The sequence below is a fragment of the Micrococcus sp. 63XJN7_6_ISO-PGPR-S23-444 genome (genome assembly GCF_058072765.1).
Map to the genome: position 1 here is coordinate 2058730 of NZ_CM176516.1, position 15108 is coordinate 2073837.

Genomic DNA, 15108 nt, shown 5'->3' on the forward strand with positions numbered 1-15108 from the left:
CGCCAGACCCCGACCATCCGCCCCCGAAGCACTCAGCGAAAGAGACACCATGACGGAGAAGACCAGCATCGAGGCCCGCAAGCCCGAGGGCCTGCCCGACGTCCTGCGCCACTACATCGACGGCGAGTTCGTCGACTCGATCGACGGCGACACCTTCGAGGTGCTCGACCCGGTGACCAACGAGCCGTACCTGACGGCCGCCTCCGGCAAGGCCGCGGACATCGACCGCGCCGTCGCCGCCGCGAAGCGGGCCTTCGAGTCCGGCGAATGGTCCCAGGCCCTGCCGCGCCAGCGTTCCCGTGTGCTGCACCGGATCGCCGACATCATGGAGACCCGCGGCGACCAGCTGGCCGAGATGGAGTGCTTCGACACCGGCCTGCCGATCAAGCAGGCGAGGGGCCAGGCCGCCCGCGCCGCCGAGAACTTCCGCTTCTTCGCGGACCTGATCGTGGCCCAGCACGACGACACCTTCAAGGTGCCGGGTCGCCAGATCAACTACGTGAACCGCAAGCCGATCGGCGTCGCCGGCCTGATCACCCCGTGGAACACCCCGTTCATGCTGGAGTCCTGGAAGCTGGCCCCGGCCATCGCCACCGGCAACTCGGTGGTCCTGAAGCCGGCGGAGTTCACCCCGCTCTCGGCCTCCCTGTGGGGCGGGATCTTCGAGGAGGCCGGCCTGCCCCAGGGCGTGTTCAACATGGTGCACGGCTTCGGCGAGGAGGGCTACGCGGGCGACCCGCTCGTGAAGCACCCGGACGTGCCGCTGATCTCCTTCACCGGCGAGTCCCGCACCGGCCAGATCATCTTCGCCAACGCCGCCCCGCACCTGAAGGGCCTGTCCATGGAGCTCGGCGGCAAGTCCCCGGCCGTGGTGTTCGAGGACGCGGACCTGGACGCGGCGATCGACGCGACCATCTTCGGCGTGTTCTCCCTGAACGGCGAGCGCTGCACCGCCGGCTCCCGCATCCTGGTCCAGCGTTCCGTCTACGACGAGTTCGTGGAGCGCTACGCCGCCCAGGCCTCCCGTGTGAAGGTCGGCCTGCCGGACGACGAGACCACCGAGGTCGGCGCCATCGTGCACCCGGAGCACTTCGAGAAGGTCATGTCCTACGTGGAGATCGGCAAGACCGAGGCTCGCCTGGTGGCCGGCGGCGGCCGCCCGGAGGGCTTCCCGGAGGGCAACTTCGTGCAGCCCACCGTGTTCGCGGACGTGGCCCCGGACGCCCGGATCTTCCAGGAGGAGATCTTCGGCCCGGTGGTGGCCATCACCCCCTTCGACACGGAGGAGGAGGCCCTGCAGCTGGCCAACAACACCAAGTACGGCCTGGCCGCCTACATCTGGACCAACGACCTCAAGCGCGCCCACAACGTCGCGCAGAACGTGGAGGCCGGCATGGTGTGGCTGAACTCCAACAACGTGCGGGACCTGCGCACCCCGTTCGGCGGGGTGAAGGCCTCCGGCCTGGGCCACGAGGGCGGCTACCGCTCGATCGACTTCTACACCGATCAGCAGGCCGTGCACATCAACCTCGGCGAGGTCCACAACCCGGTGTTCGGCAAGCAGGAGCAGGCCGCGGCGAAGATCGACGGCTGAGCCCGCGCCGACCGGTGACCACGACGGCGCCCGCACCGTCCCCGCGACGGTGCGGGCGACGTCGTCGTGGTGGGGCCGGGCCGGGCCTCTCCCCCGGCCCACCGACGCGGGTTGAGTTGTCGCGGGTGCGGGCGCCCCGGACCCGCGACAACTCAACCCGCGTTCCTCGACCGCCTTCCCGCCGGTCGCCCGGATCGTATACGATCGAGCCCGTGACCGTGTCCCAGGCCACAGCGCACCGCCCCCTCACCAAGGAGCACCGATGACCAACCTCGAGAGCCGCCAGAAGACCTCCTCCGGCTTCTTCGTCACCAAGGAAGTCCCCATCGACCCGGAGAACCCCCTCCCCACCCCGACGTCCGAGGCGCCGGACATCCTGCGCTGCGCCTCGATGGAGCTCGTGGTCACGGACCTCGCCGCCTCCCGCGAGTTCTACGTGGACGTGCTCGGCCTGGTGGTCACCGAGGAGGACGAGGAGACCGTCTACCTGCGCTCCATGGAGGAGTTCATCCACCACAACCTGGTGCTGCGCCAGGGCGAGACCGCCGCCGTGGCCGCGTTCTCCTACCGCGTGCGCACCCCCGAGGACCTGGACAAGGCGGTCGCCTTCTACGAGGAGCTGGGCTGCCGCGTGGAGCGCCGGAAGGACGGCTTCGTCAAGGGCGTCGGCGACTCCGTGCGCGTCGAGGACCCGCTGGGCTTCCCCTACGAGTTCTTCCACGACGTCGAGCACGTGGAGCGCCTGGCCTGGCGCTACGACCTCTACACCCCGGGCGCCCTGGTCCGCCTGGACCACTTCAACCAGGTGACCCCGGATGTGCCGCGCGCCGCCCGCTACATGCAGGACCTGGGCTTCCGCGTCACCGAGGACATCCAGGACGAGAACGGCACCGTCTACGCCGCGTGGATGCGCCGCAAGCCCACCGTGCACGACACCGCCATGACCGGCGGCGACGGCCCCCGGATGCACCACGTGTGCTTCGCCACGCACGAGAAGCACAACATCCTGGCGATCTGCGACAAGCTCGGCGCCCTGCGCATGTCCGACCACATCGAGCGCGGCCCGGGCCGCCACGGCGTCTCCAACGCGTTCTACCTCTACCTGCGCGACCCGGACGGCCACCGCGTGGAGGTCTACACCCAGGACTACTACACCGGTGACCCGGACAACCCCGTGGTCACCTGGGACGTGCACGACAACCAGCGCCGCGACTGGTGGGGCACCCCGATCGTGCCGTCCTGGTACACCGATGCCTCCCGCGTGCTGGACCTCGACGGCAACCTGCAGCCGCTGGTCTCCCGCACCGACGACTCGGAGATGGCCGTGACCATCGGCGCCGACGGCTTCTCCTACACCCGCGAGGGGCAGGGCGAGGAGTCCATGCCGGAGTGGAAGCAGGGCGAGTACAAGCTCGGCAACCAGCTCTGACCGGCACGGCCGGCACCGCTTCGGGACACCACGACGACGGCGGGCACCCAACGCAGGTGCCCGCCGTCGGCGTCCGCCCTCCCTACCATCCTCCGCGTCTCCCCGCCCCACGCCGTTCGAGGCGGAAAATCCACCTCATTCGAGCCGGGAGGGCCAGTTTGAGCTCGATTTCCCGCCTCAAAGCGTGGGGAGCAGGGGTGTCCCGCCTCGCAGACGGGCGTCGGGGGGCTGGCCTGGCTCACGGTGCACCGCCGCAAGCCCGGGCTGGGCATCGGGACGCGCGCCCCGGACTGATCCGGGGCGGTGACAGGATGGCGACGGGGCCGGGGGCAGAGCCGCGTAATCGTATACGATCAAGGCCAGGCCCCTGCCCGTCGTCGTGAAGGAGACCGCTGTGCTGGACCACGAGACCCACCTCAAGATCGCCGACGAGCTGCACCGCGCGGGCATCGACCGCGTGCCCGTGCCGCGGCTGACCGCGCGCTACCCGGAGATGGAGATCGAGGACTCGTACGCCATCCAGCGCATCTGGGCCGAGCGTCAGGTCGAGGCGGGCCGCCGCAAGGTGGGCCACAAGATCGGCCTGACCTCCAAGGCCATGCAGGACGCGACCGGGATCGACGAACCGGACTACGGCGTGATCTTCGACGACCAGGTGTTCGAGTCCGGCCACGTGTACGAGTGGAAGAAGTACACCCATCCGCGCATCGAGATGGAGCTGGCGTTCGTGCTGCGGGACGAGCTGCGCGGGCCCGGCCTGAACCTGATGGACGTGCTGCGCGCCACCGAGTACGTGGTGCCCGCGCTGGAGGTGCTGGACTCGCGCATCGAGATGGCCGGCCGCACCATCACGGACACCATCTCGGACAACGCCGCCCTGGGCTCCCTGGTGATCGGCGGCCGCCCCGTGGGCGTGCACGACGTCGACCTGCGGTGGGTCTCCGGCATCCTCTCCCGCAACGAGGAGATCATCGAGACCGGCGTGGCCGCGGGCGTGCTGAACCACCCGGCCAACGGCGTGCACTGGCTGGCCAACCGCATCGCCGAGCACGGAGACGCGCTCGAAGCCGGTGAGATCGTGCTCGCCGGCTCCTTCACCCGCCCGATGTGGGTGTACGAGGGCGACACCGTCTACGCCGACTACGGCCCGCTCGGCACCATCACCTGCCGCTTCGCCTGACCCGCCCGTCGTCGTCGCCCCGCCCGCCCGCAACGCGGGTTGACCTATCACCAGTACGACCCCGCTCCACCCGCGACAACTCAACCCGCGTCGGGTGGAGGGCGCGGAGAACCCCGGAGGAACGTCCCATGCCCGTCCGCCACAACCCGCAGCCGCTGTTCCGCGACCTCTTCACGCCCGAGGCCGTCGCCGCCCGTGGGGGCCGCCCCGCCGCCGGCATGTTCCTCTCCTCCGGGGACCCGACGACGGCGGAGATCTGCGCCGGCGCGGGCCTCGACTACCTGCTCATCGACGCCGAGCACGCCCCGCTGACCCTGCAGGACGTCCTTGCCCAGCTGCGCACGATCGCCGGCTACCGCGTGCCCACCCTGGTGCGCGTGCCGGCGCTGGACACCGTGGCCATCAAGCAGTTCCTGGACCTGGGCGCCCAGACGCTGCTGGTGCCCATGGTCGACGACGCCGCGATGGCCCGCCGCGCCGTGGCCGCCGCCCGCTACCCGGACGGCTCCGCCGAGGGCGGGGTGCGCGGCGTGGGCTCCGCCCTGGCACGCTCCGGCCGCTGGAACCGGATCCCCGGCTACCTGCCCGGCGCGGCGGACCACGTCTCCGTGATCGTGCAGATCGAGACGGCCGCCGGCGTGCGGAACGCGGACGAGATCGCGGCGGTGGACGGGATCGACGGCGTCTTCATCGGTCCCTCGGACCTCTCCGCGTCCCTGGGCCTGCTCGGCCAGCAGTCACATCCGGAGGTGGTGGCGGCGGTGGAGGAGGTCATCGCGAAGGTCAAGGCCGCCGGGAAGATCGTGGGCGTCAACGCGTTCGTGCCCGCGCAGGCCGACGCCTACGCCGCCGCCGGTGCGGACTACGTCAACGTGGGCGCCGACGTCGCCCTGCTGGCCCGCGCCGCCGAGGCCCTCGCCGACCGCTGGTGCCCGGCGCCGAGCGACGTCGCGGCCGGCGGGGAGGGCGCGCCCCGCGCGTCGTACTGACCTGGTCATCCCCTCACTTCGGGGCGCGAAATCCACCCCATGGACGTCCGATCCTGGCCCATGACGTGGATTTCCCGCCTCGAATGGCTCGGGGCCGGCGCCCCGGGGGACGTCACCGCCTCCTGCACAACCGCGCCGGGCCCCCTCGCGCGTCCCCAGGCCCCCGCTCGTCTGTCTCGGGATGCCGACCGACGGAGCACGCTCGCCGCATGCCCCGTCGTCCCGCCCCGCTGCCGCCGTCGATCGACCCCACCGCCTTCACGGTCGATGACGCGCGCCGGGCGGGTGTGACGTGGTCCCGTCTGCAGTCCTCAGACCTGCGGCGGCTGCGCCACGGCATCTACGGGCCGGCCGGCCCTGCGGCGGTCTCCGTCCGTGAGTGGACGATGGACGAGGTCCGCGCGTACCAGCGGCGCCACCCCGGCGTCGTCGTCAGCCATGAGACCGCCGCCCGCCTGCACGGCCTGACCGTGCCCGCACGGCTGCTGGCCCCCGGTGCGGTGCACGTCAGCGTCGGCACCTCGGGCGGCCGGCCGGTCCAGGCGGGTCTGGTGCCGCACCGCATCGAGGTGCCGGAGGGACAGCGGATGACGCGGGGCGGCGTGCTCGTGACGACGCCGGCCCGCACGCTGTGGGACCTGTGCGCGGCACGGTCGGCGCTCACCGAGCGGGACGTCGTCGCCGCCGGTGACGCGCTGCTCTGCCCGCCGTGGCTGCCCGGCGGCGGACGCGGGGCTCCCGCCTACACCCCGGAGGAGCTCGTCCGATCGCTGGCCGAACGGGGACGTTTCCAGGGGCGAGGACTGGCCCGGGCGGCGCTGGCGAGGATGCGCGTGGGGGCGGATTCGCCGCGCGAGACACGTCTGCGGCTGGCGCTCGTCGATGCCGGGCTGCCGGAGCCCGAGGTGCAGTGCCGGCTGGACCCGTCAGACCGCCGCGCTCCGACGGTCGACCTCGGGTATCGGCCGTGGCGCCTCGCGTTGCAATACGAGGGCGAGCACCACCGCACCGCCGAGCAGCAGGCCCGGGACGTGCTGCGCGACCGCTGGTGCGCCGACCGCGACTGGCTCTCGATCAAGGTCATGTGGGCCGACGCCCGGGACGACTACGCGGACGTCGTCGCCCGGGTGCGGCGCCGGGCGGCCGCGTTCGGTGGGTGACCCGGTGAGATCCACGGTCACCGCAGTCCGCCACGGCCCCCCGTTTCGAGGCGCGAAATCCAGGTCATAGGGCTCTGGTCCACGCCCATGGGGTCGATTTCCCGCCTCGAAAGGACGGGCCCGGTGGGAGCCGGTCCGTGAACACCCGTCCTCCCCCACGTAGCGTGGCCCCATGACCACGTCCGTTCCCGCCCTGAGCTCGCATTTCGCCGACACCTTCCCCGAGCTCGCCCTGCCCTGGCAGGCCCAGGCCACGGACGGCCCGCAGCTCGTCCTGCTCAATGCCGGCCTCGCGGCGGAGCTCGGCCTCGACGCCGAGTGGCTCGCCACCGACGACGGCGTCTCCTTCCTCACCGGCGAGCAGCCCGGCCCGGACGCGCGGCCGGTCGCGCAGGCGTACGCGGGCCACCAGTTCGGCCACTACTCCCCCCGCCTGGGCGACGGGCGCGCCCTCCTCCTCGGCGAGCTCACGGCTCCGGACGGTCGGCTCCACGACCTGCATCTCAAGGGCTCCGGTCGCACGCCCTTCGCGCGCGGCAACGCCGACGGGCAGGCCGTGCTCGGCCCCATGCTCCGCGAGTACGTGGTCTCCGAGGCGATGCACGCCCTCGGCGTGCCGACCACGCGGGCGCTGGCCGTCGTCGGCACGGGCCACCCGGTCCGCCGCGAGACCGTGCTGCCGGGTGCGGTGCTGGCCCGGACGGCCGCGTCGCACCTGCGCGTCGGCACGGCCCAGTACGCCGCGGCCCTCCCCGAGCAGGCGCACCCCACGGAGGTGCTGCGCCGGATCGTCGACGAGGCCATCGCCCGCCACCACCCGCACGCCACCGACGCCGAGCACCCCGCGCTCGCGCTCTACGAGGCGGTGATCGCCGCGCAGGCCGAGCTCATCTCCCGCTGGATGCTCGTCGGCTTCGTGCACGGTGTGATGAACACGGACAACATGACCCTGTCCGGCGAGACCATCGACTACGGCCCCTGCGCGTTCATCGACGCCTTCGACCCGGCCGCGAGCTTCTCCTCGATCGACACCCAGGGCCGGTACGCGTACGGCAACCAGGGGCCCATCGCCGCGTGGAACCTCGCCCGGCTCGGCGAGGCCCTCGTGCCCGTGCTCGACGACGACCCCGACCGCGCCGTCGCACTCGCCCAGGAGGCGCTGGGCAGGTTCCACGGCGCCCATCTCGCGGCGTGGCGGGGCGGACTGCGGGACAAGCTCGGCCTCCCGGCGTCGGTGGCGGAGGACGACGTCGCCGCGCTCACCGACCGCCTGTTCCCGTGGCTGGCCGCGGCGCGGGCCGACTGGACCTCGTTCTGGGTGCGGCTGGCCGAGCACACGGCGCCGCCCGTGGACGACGACGCGGCCCGCACCGAGGCGGCACGGCTCGTCCCCGGCGCCCCGGACCCCGCGGGGCTCGCCGCCTGGCTCTCGGACTGGCGGGCGATGGGTCCCGATCCGGCCCGCATGCGCGCGGTGAACCCCGTCTACATCCCGCGGAACCACCTGCTCGACGAGGCCCTGACGGCCGCGGAGGACGGGGACCTCACCGCCGTCCACCGGCTGCTCGAGGCCGTGACGGATCCCTTCACTCCGCGCCCCGGGTTCGAGCGGTACGCGGAGCCGGGTCCGGCGGACGGGGCCCCGTTCGTCACCTACTGCGGCACCTGACCGCTTTCGTTGACGAAACGGACGCCCTCCAGGGCACTTTCGTTGACGAAACGGGCGCTCTCACCCCCGCGCCAGCGACTTGACCGGCACGGCCGGGTCCGCGAGCGCGGCGGCGTCCACCACGATCCCCCGGTCGATGATGCGCCGGGCGGCCTTGACGGTCATGGGGTCGTCGATCGACGCGGCCCCGCGCAGGGTCCCGTCCGCGGCCAGGGCGAAGCTCGCCACCACGACGCCGCGCACCTCGCGGTCCACGATCCGCCCGCCGGCCGGCACCGTCATGTCCCCCACGGCCTCCACGTGGGCGTCGTACCGGTCGGACCAGAACCACGGGGCGCCCGGGGCGTCCGCCTGCTCCCCCAGGATCGCCGCCGCGGCGGCCGCACCGGAACGCAGCGCCGGCTCCCAGTGCCGCGACGGCGCCCACGCGGACCCCCGGGCCCGCGCGGCATCGCCCACGGCCAGGATCCCGGGCACGGTCGTGCGGCCCATCGCGTCCGTGAGCACGCCGTCGGCCACCTCCAGACCGGCGTCCTCGGCGAGGGCGGTGTCCGGCACGGTGCCGCCGGCCAGCACCACGACGTCGGCGTCCACGGTCCGCCCGTCGTGGAGGTGGAGCCGGTGGGCGGCCGGCAGCGCGGCGCCACCGTCGGCGTCCCGGTGCTCGATCCAGGCCGCCCGCCCGACCTCGACCGCGACCCCGTGCTCGGCGTGCATCCGGTGCAGGCGGGCGGCCAGCGCTGGCCCGACCGCCGCGCGAGCCGGGGCGTCCGTCCCGGTCACGAGCGTCACCGCGGCGAGCGAGCGGCGCGCCGCGGCCGCGACCTCCGCCCCCGTGAAACCGCCGCCCACGACCGCCACCTCGGTCCCGAACGTCAGGCGGTCGCGCAGGGTCTCGGCGTCGGCGCGGGTGCGCAGGGTGATCAGGTCCGGGTGGTCGGCGCCGGCGACGTCGAGGGCCCGGGGTCGCCCGCCCGTGGCGAGCACGACCGCGTCCGCGTCCAGGACCCGCCCGGAGGCCGTCTCCACCCGGTGGGGCGCGGGGCCGCCGTCGGGGTGGACGCCGCCCGGCACCACCCGGACCGCCTCGTCCTCCACCAGCTCCACCCCGTGCTCGGCGAACCATGCCGGCGGGGCGAGCAGCAGGCGGTGCGCGTCCGCGTCGCCGGTCAGGAACTCCTTGCTCAGGGGCGGCCGGTCATAGGGCACGCCCTGCGGGTCCACGAGGGCGATCCCGCCCGCGAAACCGCGGCGCCGCAGCTCGCGGACCACGGCGAAGCCCGCGACGCCGCCGCCCACCACCACGACCGAGCCGGGCACGCCCGCCGGGGCGTCGACGTCGTGGCTCATGCGCCGGGGACGAGGTAGAGCTGGCCCTCGCGCTCCTCGACGCGGTGCACGCCGACGCCCTTGGTGGCGGGCAGGCAGAGCGCCTCGCCGGTGCGCAGGCAGAACTGCGCGGCGTGCAGGGGGCACTCCACGCGGTCGTCCTCGAGCCAGCCCTCGGCCAGCGAGGCGTCCTCGTGGGTGCACGTGTCGTCGATCGCGTGGAACTCGCCCGCGTCCGTGTGGAACACCGCGACGTCGTCCCTCGTCCCCGCCGTCGCCGCCGGGACGACGATCGCCTCGCCCTCCGGGACGTCCGCCGCCGCGCCGATGTGGATCGGCTCCGCCATGGTCTGCCTCCTCTGGTTCCCGGGCCGGGCGGCCCGTGGTGGTCTCCCGTCACCGTATCCCCCGGCGCGGACCCGACACCCCTCCGCTGTGCTCCGCCCCGGTGCCACACCGCGCCCACCTGTGAATGGGTGAACCGGACATCACGGGGGCGTGAAATCACCCGACAAGCCTTCGAAAAATGTTCCCGGGAATGGTCGATCACGCTACGATCACGACGGCTCTCCGGCCCTCATCCCGCCCTCACCACGTCACCGACCCGGGAAAGCGACACGGCCCACGCCTGTCGTTCCTCGGGCACTCCACCTTCCGAAGGCATCCGCATGAAGATTCTCCCGCCGCGTTCCGCCGCGTCCCCCCGCCCGCTCGCGCCCGCCGTCGCGGTCGCCGCGCTCTCCGTCCTCGTCGGCGGCCTGCTCCCGCAGCCGCCGTCCGCGACCACGGAGGGCGCCCCCGACGTGCGCCCGCTCGACGACGCCGCCCGCGCCACGACCGTCGGCGCGGCCGCGACCCCCGCGTCGGCCGCTCCCGTCGAGGGCGCCGGCGTCGCGACCGTCCCGCAGGAGGGCGAGAACCTCGTCCCGGCCGAGGAGGCTCCGGCCGGCGTCGTGCTCGGCGAGCCCGTGGTGGACCGCCCGTTCACGGTGGCCGCCGCCGTGTGGGACACCGCGGCGGACGACGCCGTCGAGCGCGTGGAGATCCGCGTGCGTCAGGACGGGGCCTGGGGCCCGTGGCAGGTCCTGGATCGGCCCGTCCTGCCTGAGGACGCCGCCCCCGCGCGCACCGGCACGGACCCGTTCGTCGCGTTCGGCGCGGACGGCGCCCAGCTGCGCGTGACCACCGCCGACGGCGCAGCCCCGGCCGGCCTCGAGCTGTCCCTCATCGACCCGGGCACGGCCGCCACGGACGAGACCGTCGCGAGCGCGCACCCGGCGGTGACCGCCGAGCAGGCCGCGGAGACGGCCGGCCTGCCGCGGGGCGTGAAGTCGAGCGCCGTCGTCGGGGGCGCCGCACCCGCCGAGGCCCGCACCGTGGCCACGGCCTCGGATGCGCGCGCGAAGATCCTCCCGGACGTGATCACCCGCGCGCAGTGGGGCGCGGACGAGTCCTGGGCCGAGTCCTCCCCGCAGTTCGACCAGGTGCGCGCGCTGACCATCCACCACACGGCCGGCACGAACGACTACTCGCGCGCCCAGGCCGTGGAGCAGATGCGCGGCATCTACGCGTACTACACGAGGACCCTCGGCTGGGGCGACTTCCCGTACCACCTGATCACGGACCGCTTCGGCAACATCTACGAGGGCCGCCGCGGCGCCCTGGACTCGAACCCGCTGGGCACGCACGCGGGCGGGTTCAACCGGGGCACGATGGGCATCTCCACGATGGGCAACTACGACGTGGTCGCCCCGTCCGAGGAGGTGGTGGACGCGATGGCCCGCGCCACCGCCTACTACCTGTACCGCGACGGCATCGACGCGCGGGGCCGAGTCACCCTGACCTCGGGCGGCAGCACGAAGTACGCCGCGGGCACGCCCGTCACCGTGGACACGATCTTCCCGCACCGGGCCACGTCCGCGACCGCGTGCCCGGGGCAGCACCTGATGGCCCGCTTCGACGACCTGCGGGACCGCGCCGAGGCCATCGCGACGGCGGCCGGCCAGCCGCCGGCACCGGCCACCCCGGCTCCGACGCCGGCCCCGACGACCGAGCCGTCGACCGCCGGCACGTACACGGTGCAGCCGAACGACGGCTGGTGGACCATCGCCCGCCGCACCGGCGTGCCCGCGGCCACCCTCCAGGAGCTCAACGGCATGACCGAGTCGACCGTGCTCCACCCGGGCATGGTGCTGCGCACCGTCGCCGACCCGACCGCCCCGGAGCCCACCCCGATCACCACCGGCACCTACACGGTGCAGCCGAACGACGGCTGGTGGGTCATCGCCCGACGGACCGGCGTCAGCGCCGCGGAGCTCCAGCGGCTCAACGGCATGACGGCGTCCACCGTCCTGCACCCCGGCATGGTGCTCATCACGGCCGCCACGGCGCCGGCTCCCACGCCCGCCCCCGCGCCGGCCCCGGGCACGTACACGGTCCGCGAGGGCGACGGCTGGTGGATCATCGCCCACCGCACCGGCGTGACGATGGAGACCCTCCAGCGCCTCAACGGCATGACCGCGACCACCGTGCTGCACCCGGGGATGGTGCTGCGGACCGGCCAGACCGCCTCCGCCCCGGCGCCCTCGCCCGCCACCTACGTGGTCCAGGCGAACGACGGCTGGTGGCTCATCGCCCAGCGCACGGGCGTCTCCATGGAGCGCCTGCAGCGCCTCAACGGCATGACGGTCTCGACCCTGCTCCACCCGGGCATGGTGCTGCGCACCGCCTGAGCACCCCGCCGGGACGACGTCGGCCCGCACCTGCGCGCGAAGGTGCGGGCCGCCGTCGTCGGTTGAGTTATCACCGGTCGCAGGCCGCCGCACCCGGGATAAGTCAACCGGCGTTCCTCCCCACGAGAAGTCGACGACGGCGCAGGCCTCCGGGAGCCCGTGGGGCCGGTGACTGCGGCGCGGCGGCTCAGTCCTCGAGCTTCTCGAACCGCACGCCGGGGTGCGCCGCCTCCAGCTCCTCCCACGTGATGCCGTGCAGCTCGCGGACCCGCACGACCCCGGAGGCGTCCAGCAGGAAGACGCCCCGATCCGCGTAGATGCGGGAGACGCAGCCGACGCCGGTGAGGGGGAACGTGCACTCGGCCAGCAGCTTCGGATCGCCCTTCTTGGTGAAGAGATCCATCATCACGTAGGTGTCCTTGGCGCCGATCGCCAGGTCCATCGCACCCCCGACGGCGGGGATCGCCCCGGGCTTGCCCGTGGACCAGTTGGCGAGGTCGCCGGTCGCGGAGACCTGGTAGGCGCCGAGGACGCACACGTCCAGGTGGCCGCCGCGCATCATGGCGAACGAGTCGGCGTGGTGGAAGTACGCGGCCCCGGGCAGCTCGGTGACGGGGATCTTGCCGGCGTTGATGAGGTCTTCATCGATCTGCTCGCCCTCGGCCTGCGGGCCGAAGCCCAGCATGCCGTTCTCGGTGTGCAGGGTGACGTTCTTCTCCGCCTCCAGGTAGTTGGACACCGTGGTGGGCTGGCCGATGCCCAGGTTCACGAAGGAGCCGGGGGCGATGTCCGCCGCGATCGTACGGGCCAGTTCGTCCTGGGTCAGCGGGGTGTCGGTCTGGGTGATGCTCATCGCTCTCCTCACTTCCCCTCGGCGGCCGGCTCGGCCGCGGTCGTCGTGGCCGCGCACGGCTTCGGCCGGCCCTCCGCCAGGGCAGCCCGCTCGGCGCGCTCCTTCTCCCCGGACTCGGTGTCGATCCGCACCACGGTGTCCGTGTAGATGCCGGGGGTCACCACGTGCTCCGGGTCGATCGGCTCCTCGCGGACCTCGTCCACCTGGACGATCGTGGTGGCGGCGGCCGCGGCCATGACGGGTCCGAAGTTGCGGGCGGTCTTGCGGTACACGAGGTTGCCGTGGCGGTCCGCCGCGTACGCCTTGATGAGCGCGACATCGCCGCGGATCGGGGCCTCCAGCACGTAGTGCGTGCCGTCGATCTCGCGGACCTCCTTGCCCTCGGCCAGCTGCGTGCCGTAGCCGGTGGGCGTGAAGAAGCCGCCGATGCCGGCGCCGCCGGCGCGCAGGCGCTCGGCCAGGTTGCCCTGCGGGACGAGCTCCAGCTCGATCTCCCCGGCACGGTAGGCCTCGTCGAAATGCCACGAGTCGGACTGGCGCGGGAACGAGCAGATGATCTTGGCGACCCGCCGCTCCTTGATCAGCAGCGCCAGGCCCGCGTCCGCCTGGCCCGCGTTGTTGTTGACCACCGTGAGGCCGGTGGCCCCGGACTCGAGCAGCGCGTCGATCAGCTCCATCGGCTGGCCGGCGTTGCCGAACCCGCCGATCAGCACCGTGGCGCCGTCGGTGATGCGGGAGACGGCCTGCGCGGCCGTGTCCACGAACTCCAGCATGGGGACTCCTTGGATGAGGGGGTCGGGTGGGTGCTCGGCCGGACGCGTCAGCGCGCGGCCACGTTCTCGAGGACGACGGCGATGCCCTGGCCCACGCCGATGCACAGCGCGGCCACGCCCCACCGCTCACCGGAGGCCTCGAGGCGGCGGGCCAGCGTGCCGAGCACGCGGGTGCCGGAGGCCCCGAGGGGGTGGCCGATCGCGATCGCGCCGCCCCAGGCGTTCACGATCTCCGGGTCCACGCCCCAGGCGTCCGTGCAGGCCAGGGACTGGGCGGCGAAGGCCTCGTTGAGCTCGACGGCGGCCACGTCCTTCCAGCCGATCCCGGCGCGGGACAGGGCCCGGTTCACCGCCTCCACCGGCGCGTAGCCGAAGAAGTCGGGCTCGTTGGCGGCGGTGGCGCGGCCGGCGATGCGGGCCAGGGGCTCCAGGCCGAGCACATCGGCGCCCGTCGACGAGCCCAGGAGGGCGGCCGAGGCGCCGTCGTTCATGGGCGAGGCGTTGCCCGCCGTGACGGTGCCGTTCTCCCGGCGGAACACGGTGCGCAGGCCGGCGAGGGTCTCGGGGGTGGAGTCCGGGCGGACGGTCTCGTCCCGCTCCAGGTCCGTGCCGGGCACGGCGGCCACGAGAGAGTCATACCGCCCCTCGTCCCACGCCCGCGCGGTAAGGCGGTGCGAGCGCGCGGCGAACTCGTCCTGGCGCTCGCGGGAGATGCCGAAGCGCTCGCGCAGCAGCTCCGTGGCCTCGCCGAGCGAGACGGTCCACTCCGGCGGCATCGCGTCATTGATCAGGCGCCAGCCGAGCGTGGTGTTCGCCGCCGCCAGGTCGTGCATGGGGAACGGGCGGGTGGTCTTGGGCAGCACCCACGGGGCACGGGACATCGACTCCACGCCGCCCACGAGGACCACGTCCGCCTCGCCGGTGTTGATCTGGCGGGAGGCGATGATCGCCGCGTCCAGGGATGAGCCGCAGAGGCGGTTCACGGTGGTGCCGGGGATGGACAGCGGCAGGCCGGCCAGGAGGGTGGCCATGCGGGCCACGTTGCGGTTCTCCTCGCCCGCGCCGTTGGCGTTGCCGAAGACGACCTCGTCGATCCGCTGCGGGGCGGCGGCGTCCGTGCCGGCCTCGATCGGGCGGCCGGCGGCGGCGTCGGCCACGGCCTGGGCGGACGCGGCGCGCAGGCCCTCCAGGCCCGGGGCGCGGTCCACGAGGGTGCGGACCACGTGGGCGGCCATGTCGTCGGGGCGCACCCCCGACAGCGCGCCGCCGACCTTGCCGAAGGGGGTGCGGACGGCGTCGAACACGTAGGCATCGGTGAGGCTCATGGCCTCACCGTAGGACCGCCTCGGCGGGCGGGGAAGGGTGTGTGCGTGACGCGCACGGGCGTGCGCTGTGCGCAT

At 73.5% G+C, this 15108-nt stretch carries 12 protein-coding genes; 7 read left to right on the forward strand and 5 right to left on the reverse strand.

Annotated features, from left to right (window positions below; all coding sequences use genetic code 11):
• Window positions 1–49 precede the first annotated feature (49 nt).
• The 6 genes from hpaE (at window position 50) to AC3RJ9_RS09455 (ending at window position 8021) form a co-directional block, all read left to right on the forward strand.
• Window positions 50–1594 (forward strand): 5-carboxymethyl-2-hydroxymuconate semialdehyde dehydrogenase, encoded by a 1545-nt coding sequence (gene hpaE / locus AC3RJ9_RS09430; RefSeq protein ID WP_070708902.1) that lies wholly within the window; start codon window positions 50–52, stop codon window positions 1592–1594.
• Between the two features lie 262 nt (window positions 1595–1856).
• Window positions 1857–3023 (forward strand): 3,4-dihydroxyphenylacetate 2,3-dioxygenase, encoded by a 1167-nt coding sequence (hpaD, locus tag AC3RJ9_RS09435; RefSeq protein ID WP_113914330.1) that lies wholly within the window; start codon window positions 1857–1859, stop codon window positions 3021–3023.
• Between the two features lie 394 nt (window positions 3024–3417).
• Entirely contained in the window at window positions 3418–4203 is a 786-nt protein-coding gene (locus AC3RJ9_RS09440; RefSeq protein WP_119217764.1) for a 2-keto-4-pentenoate hydratase, read from the forward strand.
• Window positions 4204–4331: 128 nt separating this feature from the next.
• A complete protein-coding gene (locus AC3RJ9_RS09445; protein WP_144825172.1) occupies window positions 4332–5192 on the forward strand; it encodes an HpcH/HpaI aldolase family protein in 861 nt (286 codons plus the stop codon).
• 209 nt (window positions 5193–5401) lie between these two features.
• Entirely contained in the window at window positions 5402–6352 is a 951-nt protein-coding gene (locus AC3RJ9_RS09450) for a hypothetical protein (protein WP_144825171.1), read from the forward strand.
• A gap of 172 nt (window positions 6353–6524) precedes the next feature.
• Window positions 6525–8021, forward strand: coding sequence for a protein adenylyltransferase SelO (locus AC3RJ9_RS09455; RefSeq protein WP_129867095.1), 1497 nt, complete (start codon window positions 6525–6527; stop codon window positions 8019–8021).
• Window positions 8022–8081: 60 nt separating this feature from the next.
• On the opposite strand, the gene AC3RJ9_RS09460 is transcribed toward AC3RJ9_RS09455, so the two are convergent.
• Together AC3RJ9_RS09460 and AC3RJ9_RS09465 are read right to left on the reverse strand one after the other, a co-directional pair.
• Complete coding sequence (locus tag AC3RJ9_RS09460) at window positions 8082–9371, reverse strand: NAD(P)/FAD-dependent oxidoreductase (RefSeq protein WP_129867094.1); 1290 nt, start codon at window positions 9369–9371, stop codon at window positions 8082–8084.
• Window positions 9368–9697, reverse strand: coding sequence for a bifunctional 3-phenylpropionate/cinnamic acid dioxygenase ferredoxin subunit (locus AC3RJ9_RS09465; protein ID WP_002857882.1), 330 nt, complete (start codon window positions 9695–9697; stop codon window positions 9368–9370). The genes AC3RJ9_RS09460 and AC3RJ9_RS09465 overlap by 4 nt, the downstream gene beginning before the upstream one ends.
• A 321-nt stretch (window positions 9698–10018) precedes the next feature.
• Here AC3RJ9_RS09465 and AC3RJ9_RS09470 point away from each other — a divergent pair, with 321 nt between their 5' ends.
• Entirely contained in the window at window positions 10019–12082 is a 2064-nt protein-coding gene (locus AC3RJ9_RS09470) for a LysM peptidoglycan-binding domain-containing protein (RefSeq protein ID WP_041102608.1), read from the forward strand.
• 187 nt (window positions 12083–12269) lie between these two features.
• Here the strand turns inward: AC3RJ9_RS09470 and AC3RJ9_RS09475 are convergent, their stop codons facing one another.
• The 3 genes from AC3RJ9_RS09475 to AC3RJ9_RS09485 are packed head-to-tail and all read right to left on the reverse strand — an operon-like array spanning window position 12270 to window position 15033.
• Complete coding sequence (locus AC3RJ9_RS09475; protein WP_020624468.1) at window positions 12270–12935, reverse strand: 3-oxoacid CoA-transferase subunit B; 666 nt, start codon at window positions 12933–12935, stop codon at window positions 12270–12272.
• 8 nt (window positions 12936–12943) lie between these two features.
• Complete coding sequence (locus tag AC3RJ9_RS09480; protein ID WP_020624469.1) at window positions 12944–13708, reverse strand: 3-oxoacid CoA-transferase subunit A; 765 nt, start codon at window positions 13706–13708, stop codon at window positions 12944–12946.
• Between the two features lie 47 nt (window positions 13709–13755).
• Window positions 13756–15033 carry a thiolase family protein gene (locus tag AC3RJ9_RS09485; RefSeq protein ID WP_020624470.1) on the reverse strand — a complete coding sequence of 426 codons (1278 nt, stop codon included), beginning with the start codon at window positions 15031–15033 and terminating at the stop codon, window positions 13756–13758.
• Window positions 15034–15108 lie beyond the last annotated feature (75 nt).

What these genes read in the sequence shown, in the direction of transcription:
- hpaE (WP_070708902.1), top strand. Translation starts at nt 50, where the DNA reads ATGACGGAGAAGACCAGCATCGAGGCCCGCAAGCCCGAGGGCCTGCCC.
- hpaD (WP_113914330.1), top strand. Translation starts at nt 1,857, where the DNA reads ATGACCAACCTCGAGAGCCGCCAGAAGACCTCCTCCGGCTTCTTCGTC.
- AC3RJ9_RS09445 (WP_144825172.1), top strand. Translation starts at nt 4,332, where the DNA reads ATGCCCGTCCGCCACAACCCGCAGCCGCTGTTCCGCGACCTCTTCACG.
- AC3RJ9_RS09450 (WP_144825171.1), top strand. Translation starts at nt 5,402, where the DNA reads ATGCCCCGTCGTCCCGCCCCGCTGCCGCCGTCGATCGACCCCACCGCC.
- AC3RJ9_RS09455 (WP_129867095.1), top strand. Translation starts at nt 6,525, where the DNA reads ATGACCACGTCCGTTCCCGCCCTGAGCTCGCATTTCGCCGACACCTTC.
- AC3RJ9_RS09460 (WP_129867094.1), bottom strand. Translation starts at nt 9,371, where the DNA reads ATGAGCCACGACGTCGACGCCCCGGCGGGCGTGCCCGGCTCGGTCGTG.
- AC3RJ9_RS09465 (WP_002857882.1), bottom strand. Translation starts at nt 9,697, where the DNA reads ATGGCGGAGCCGATCCACATCGGCGCGGCGGCGGACGTCCCGGAGGGC.
- AC3RJ9_RS09470 (WP_041102608.1), top strand. Translation starts at nt 10,019, where the DNA reads ATGAAGATTCTCCCGCCGCGTTCCGCCGCGTCCCCCCGCCCGCTCGCG.
- AC3RJ9_RS09475 (WP_020624468.1), bottom strand. Translation starts at nt 12,935, where the DNA reads ATGAGCATCACCCAGACCGACACCCCGCTGACCCAGGACGAACTGGCC.
- AC3RJ9_RS09480 (WP_020624469.1), bottom strand. Translation starts at nt 13,708, where the DNA reads ATGCTGGAGTTCGTGGACACGGCCGCGCAGGCCGTCTCCCGCATCACC.
- AC3RJ9_RS09485 (WP_020624470.1), bottom strand. Translation starts at nt 15,033, where the DNA reads ATGAGCCTCACCGATGCCTACGTGTTCGACGCCGTCCGCACCCCCTTC.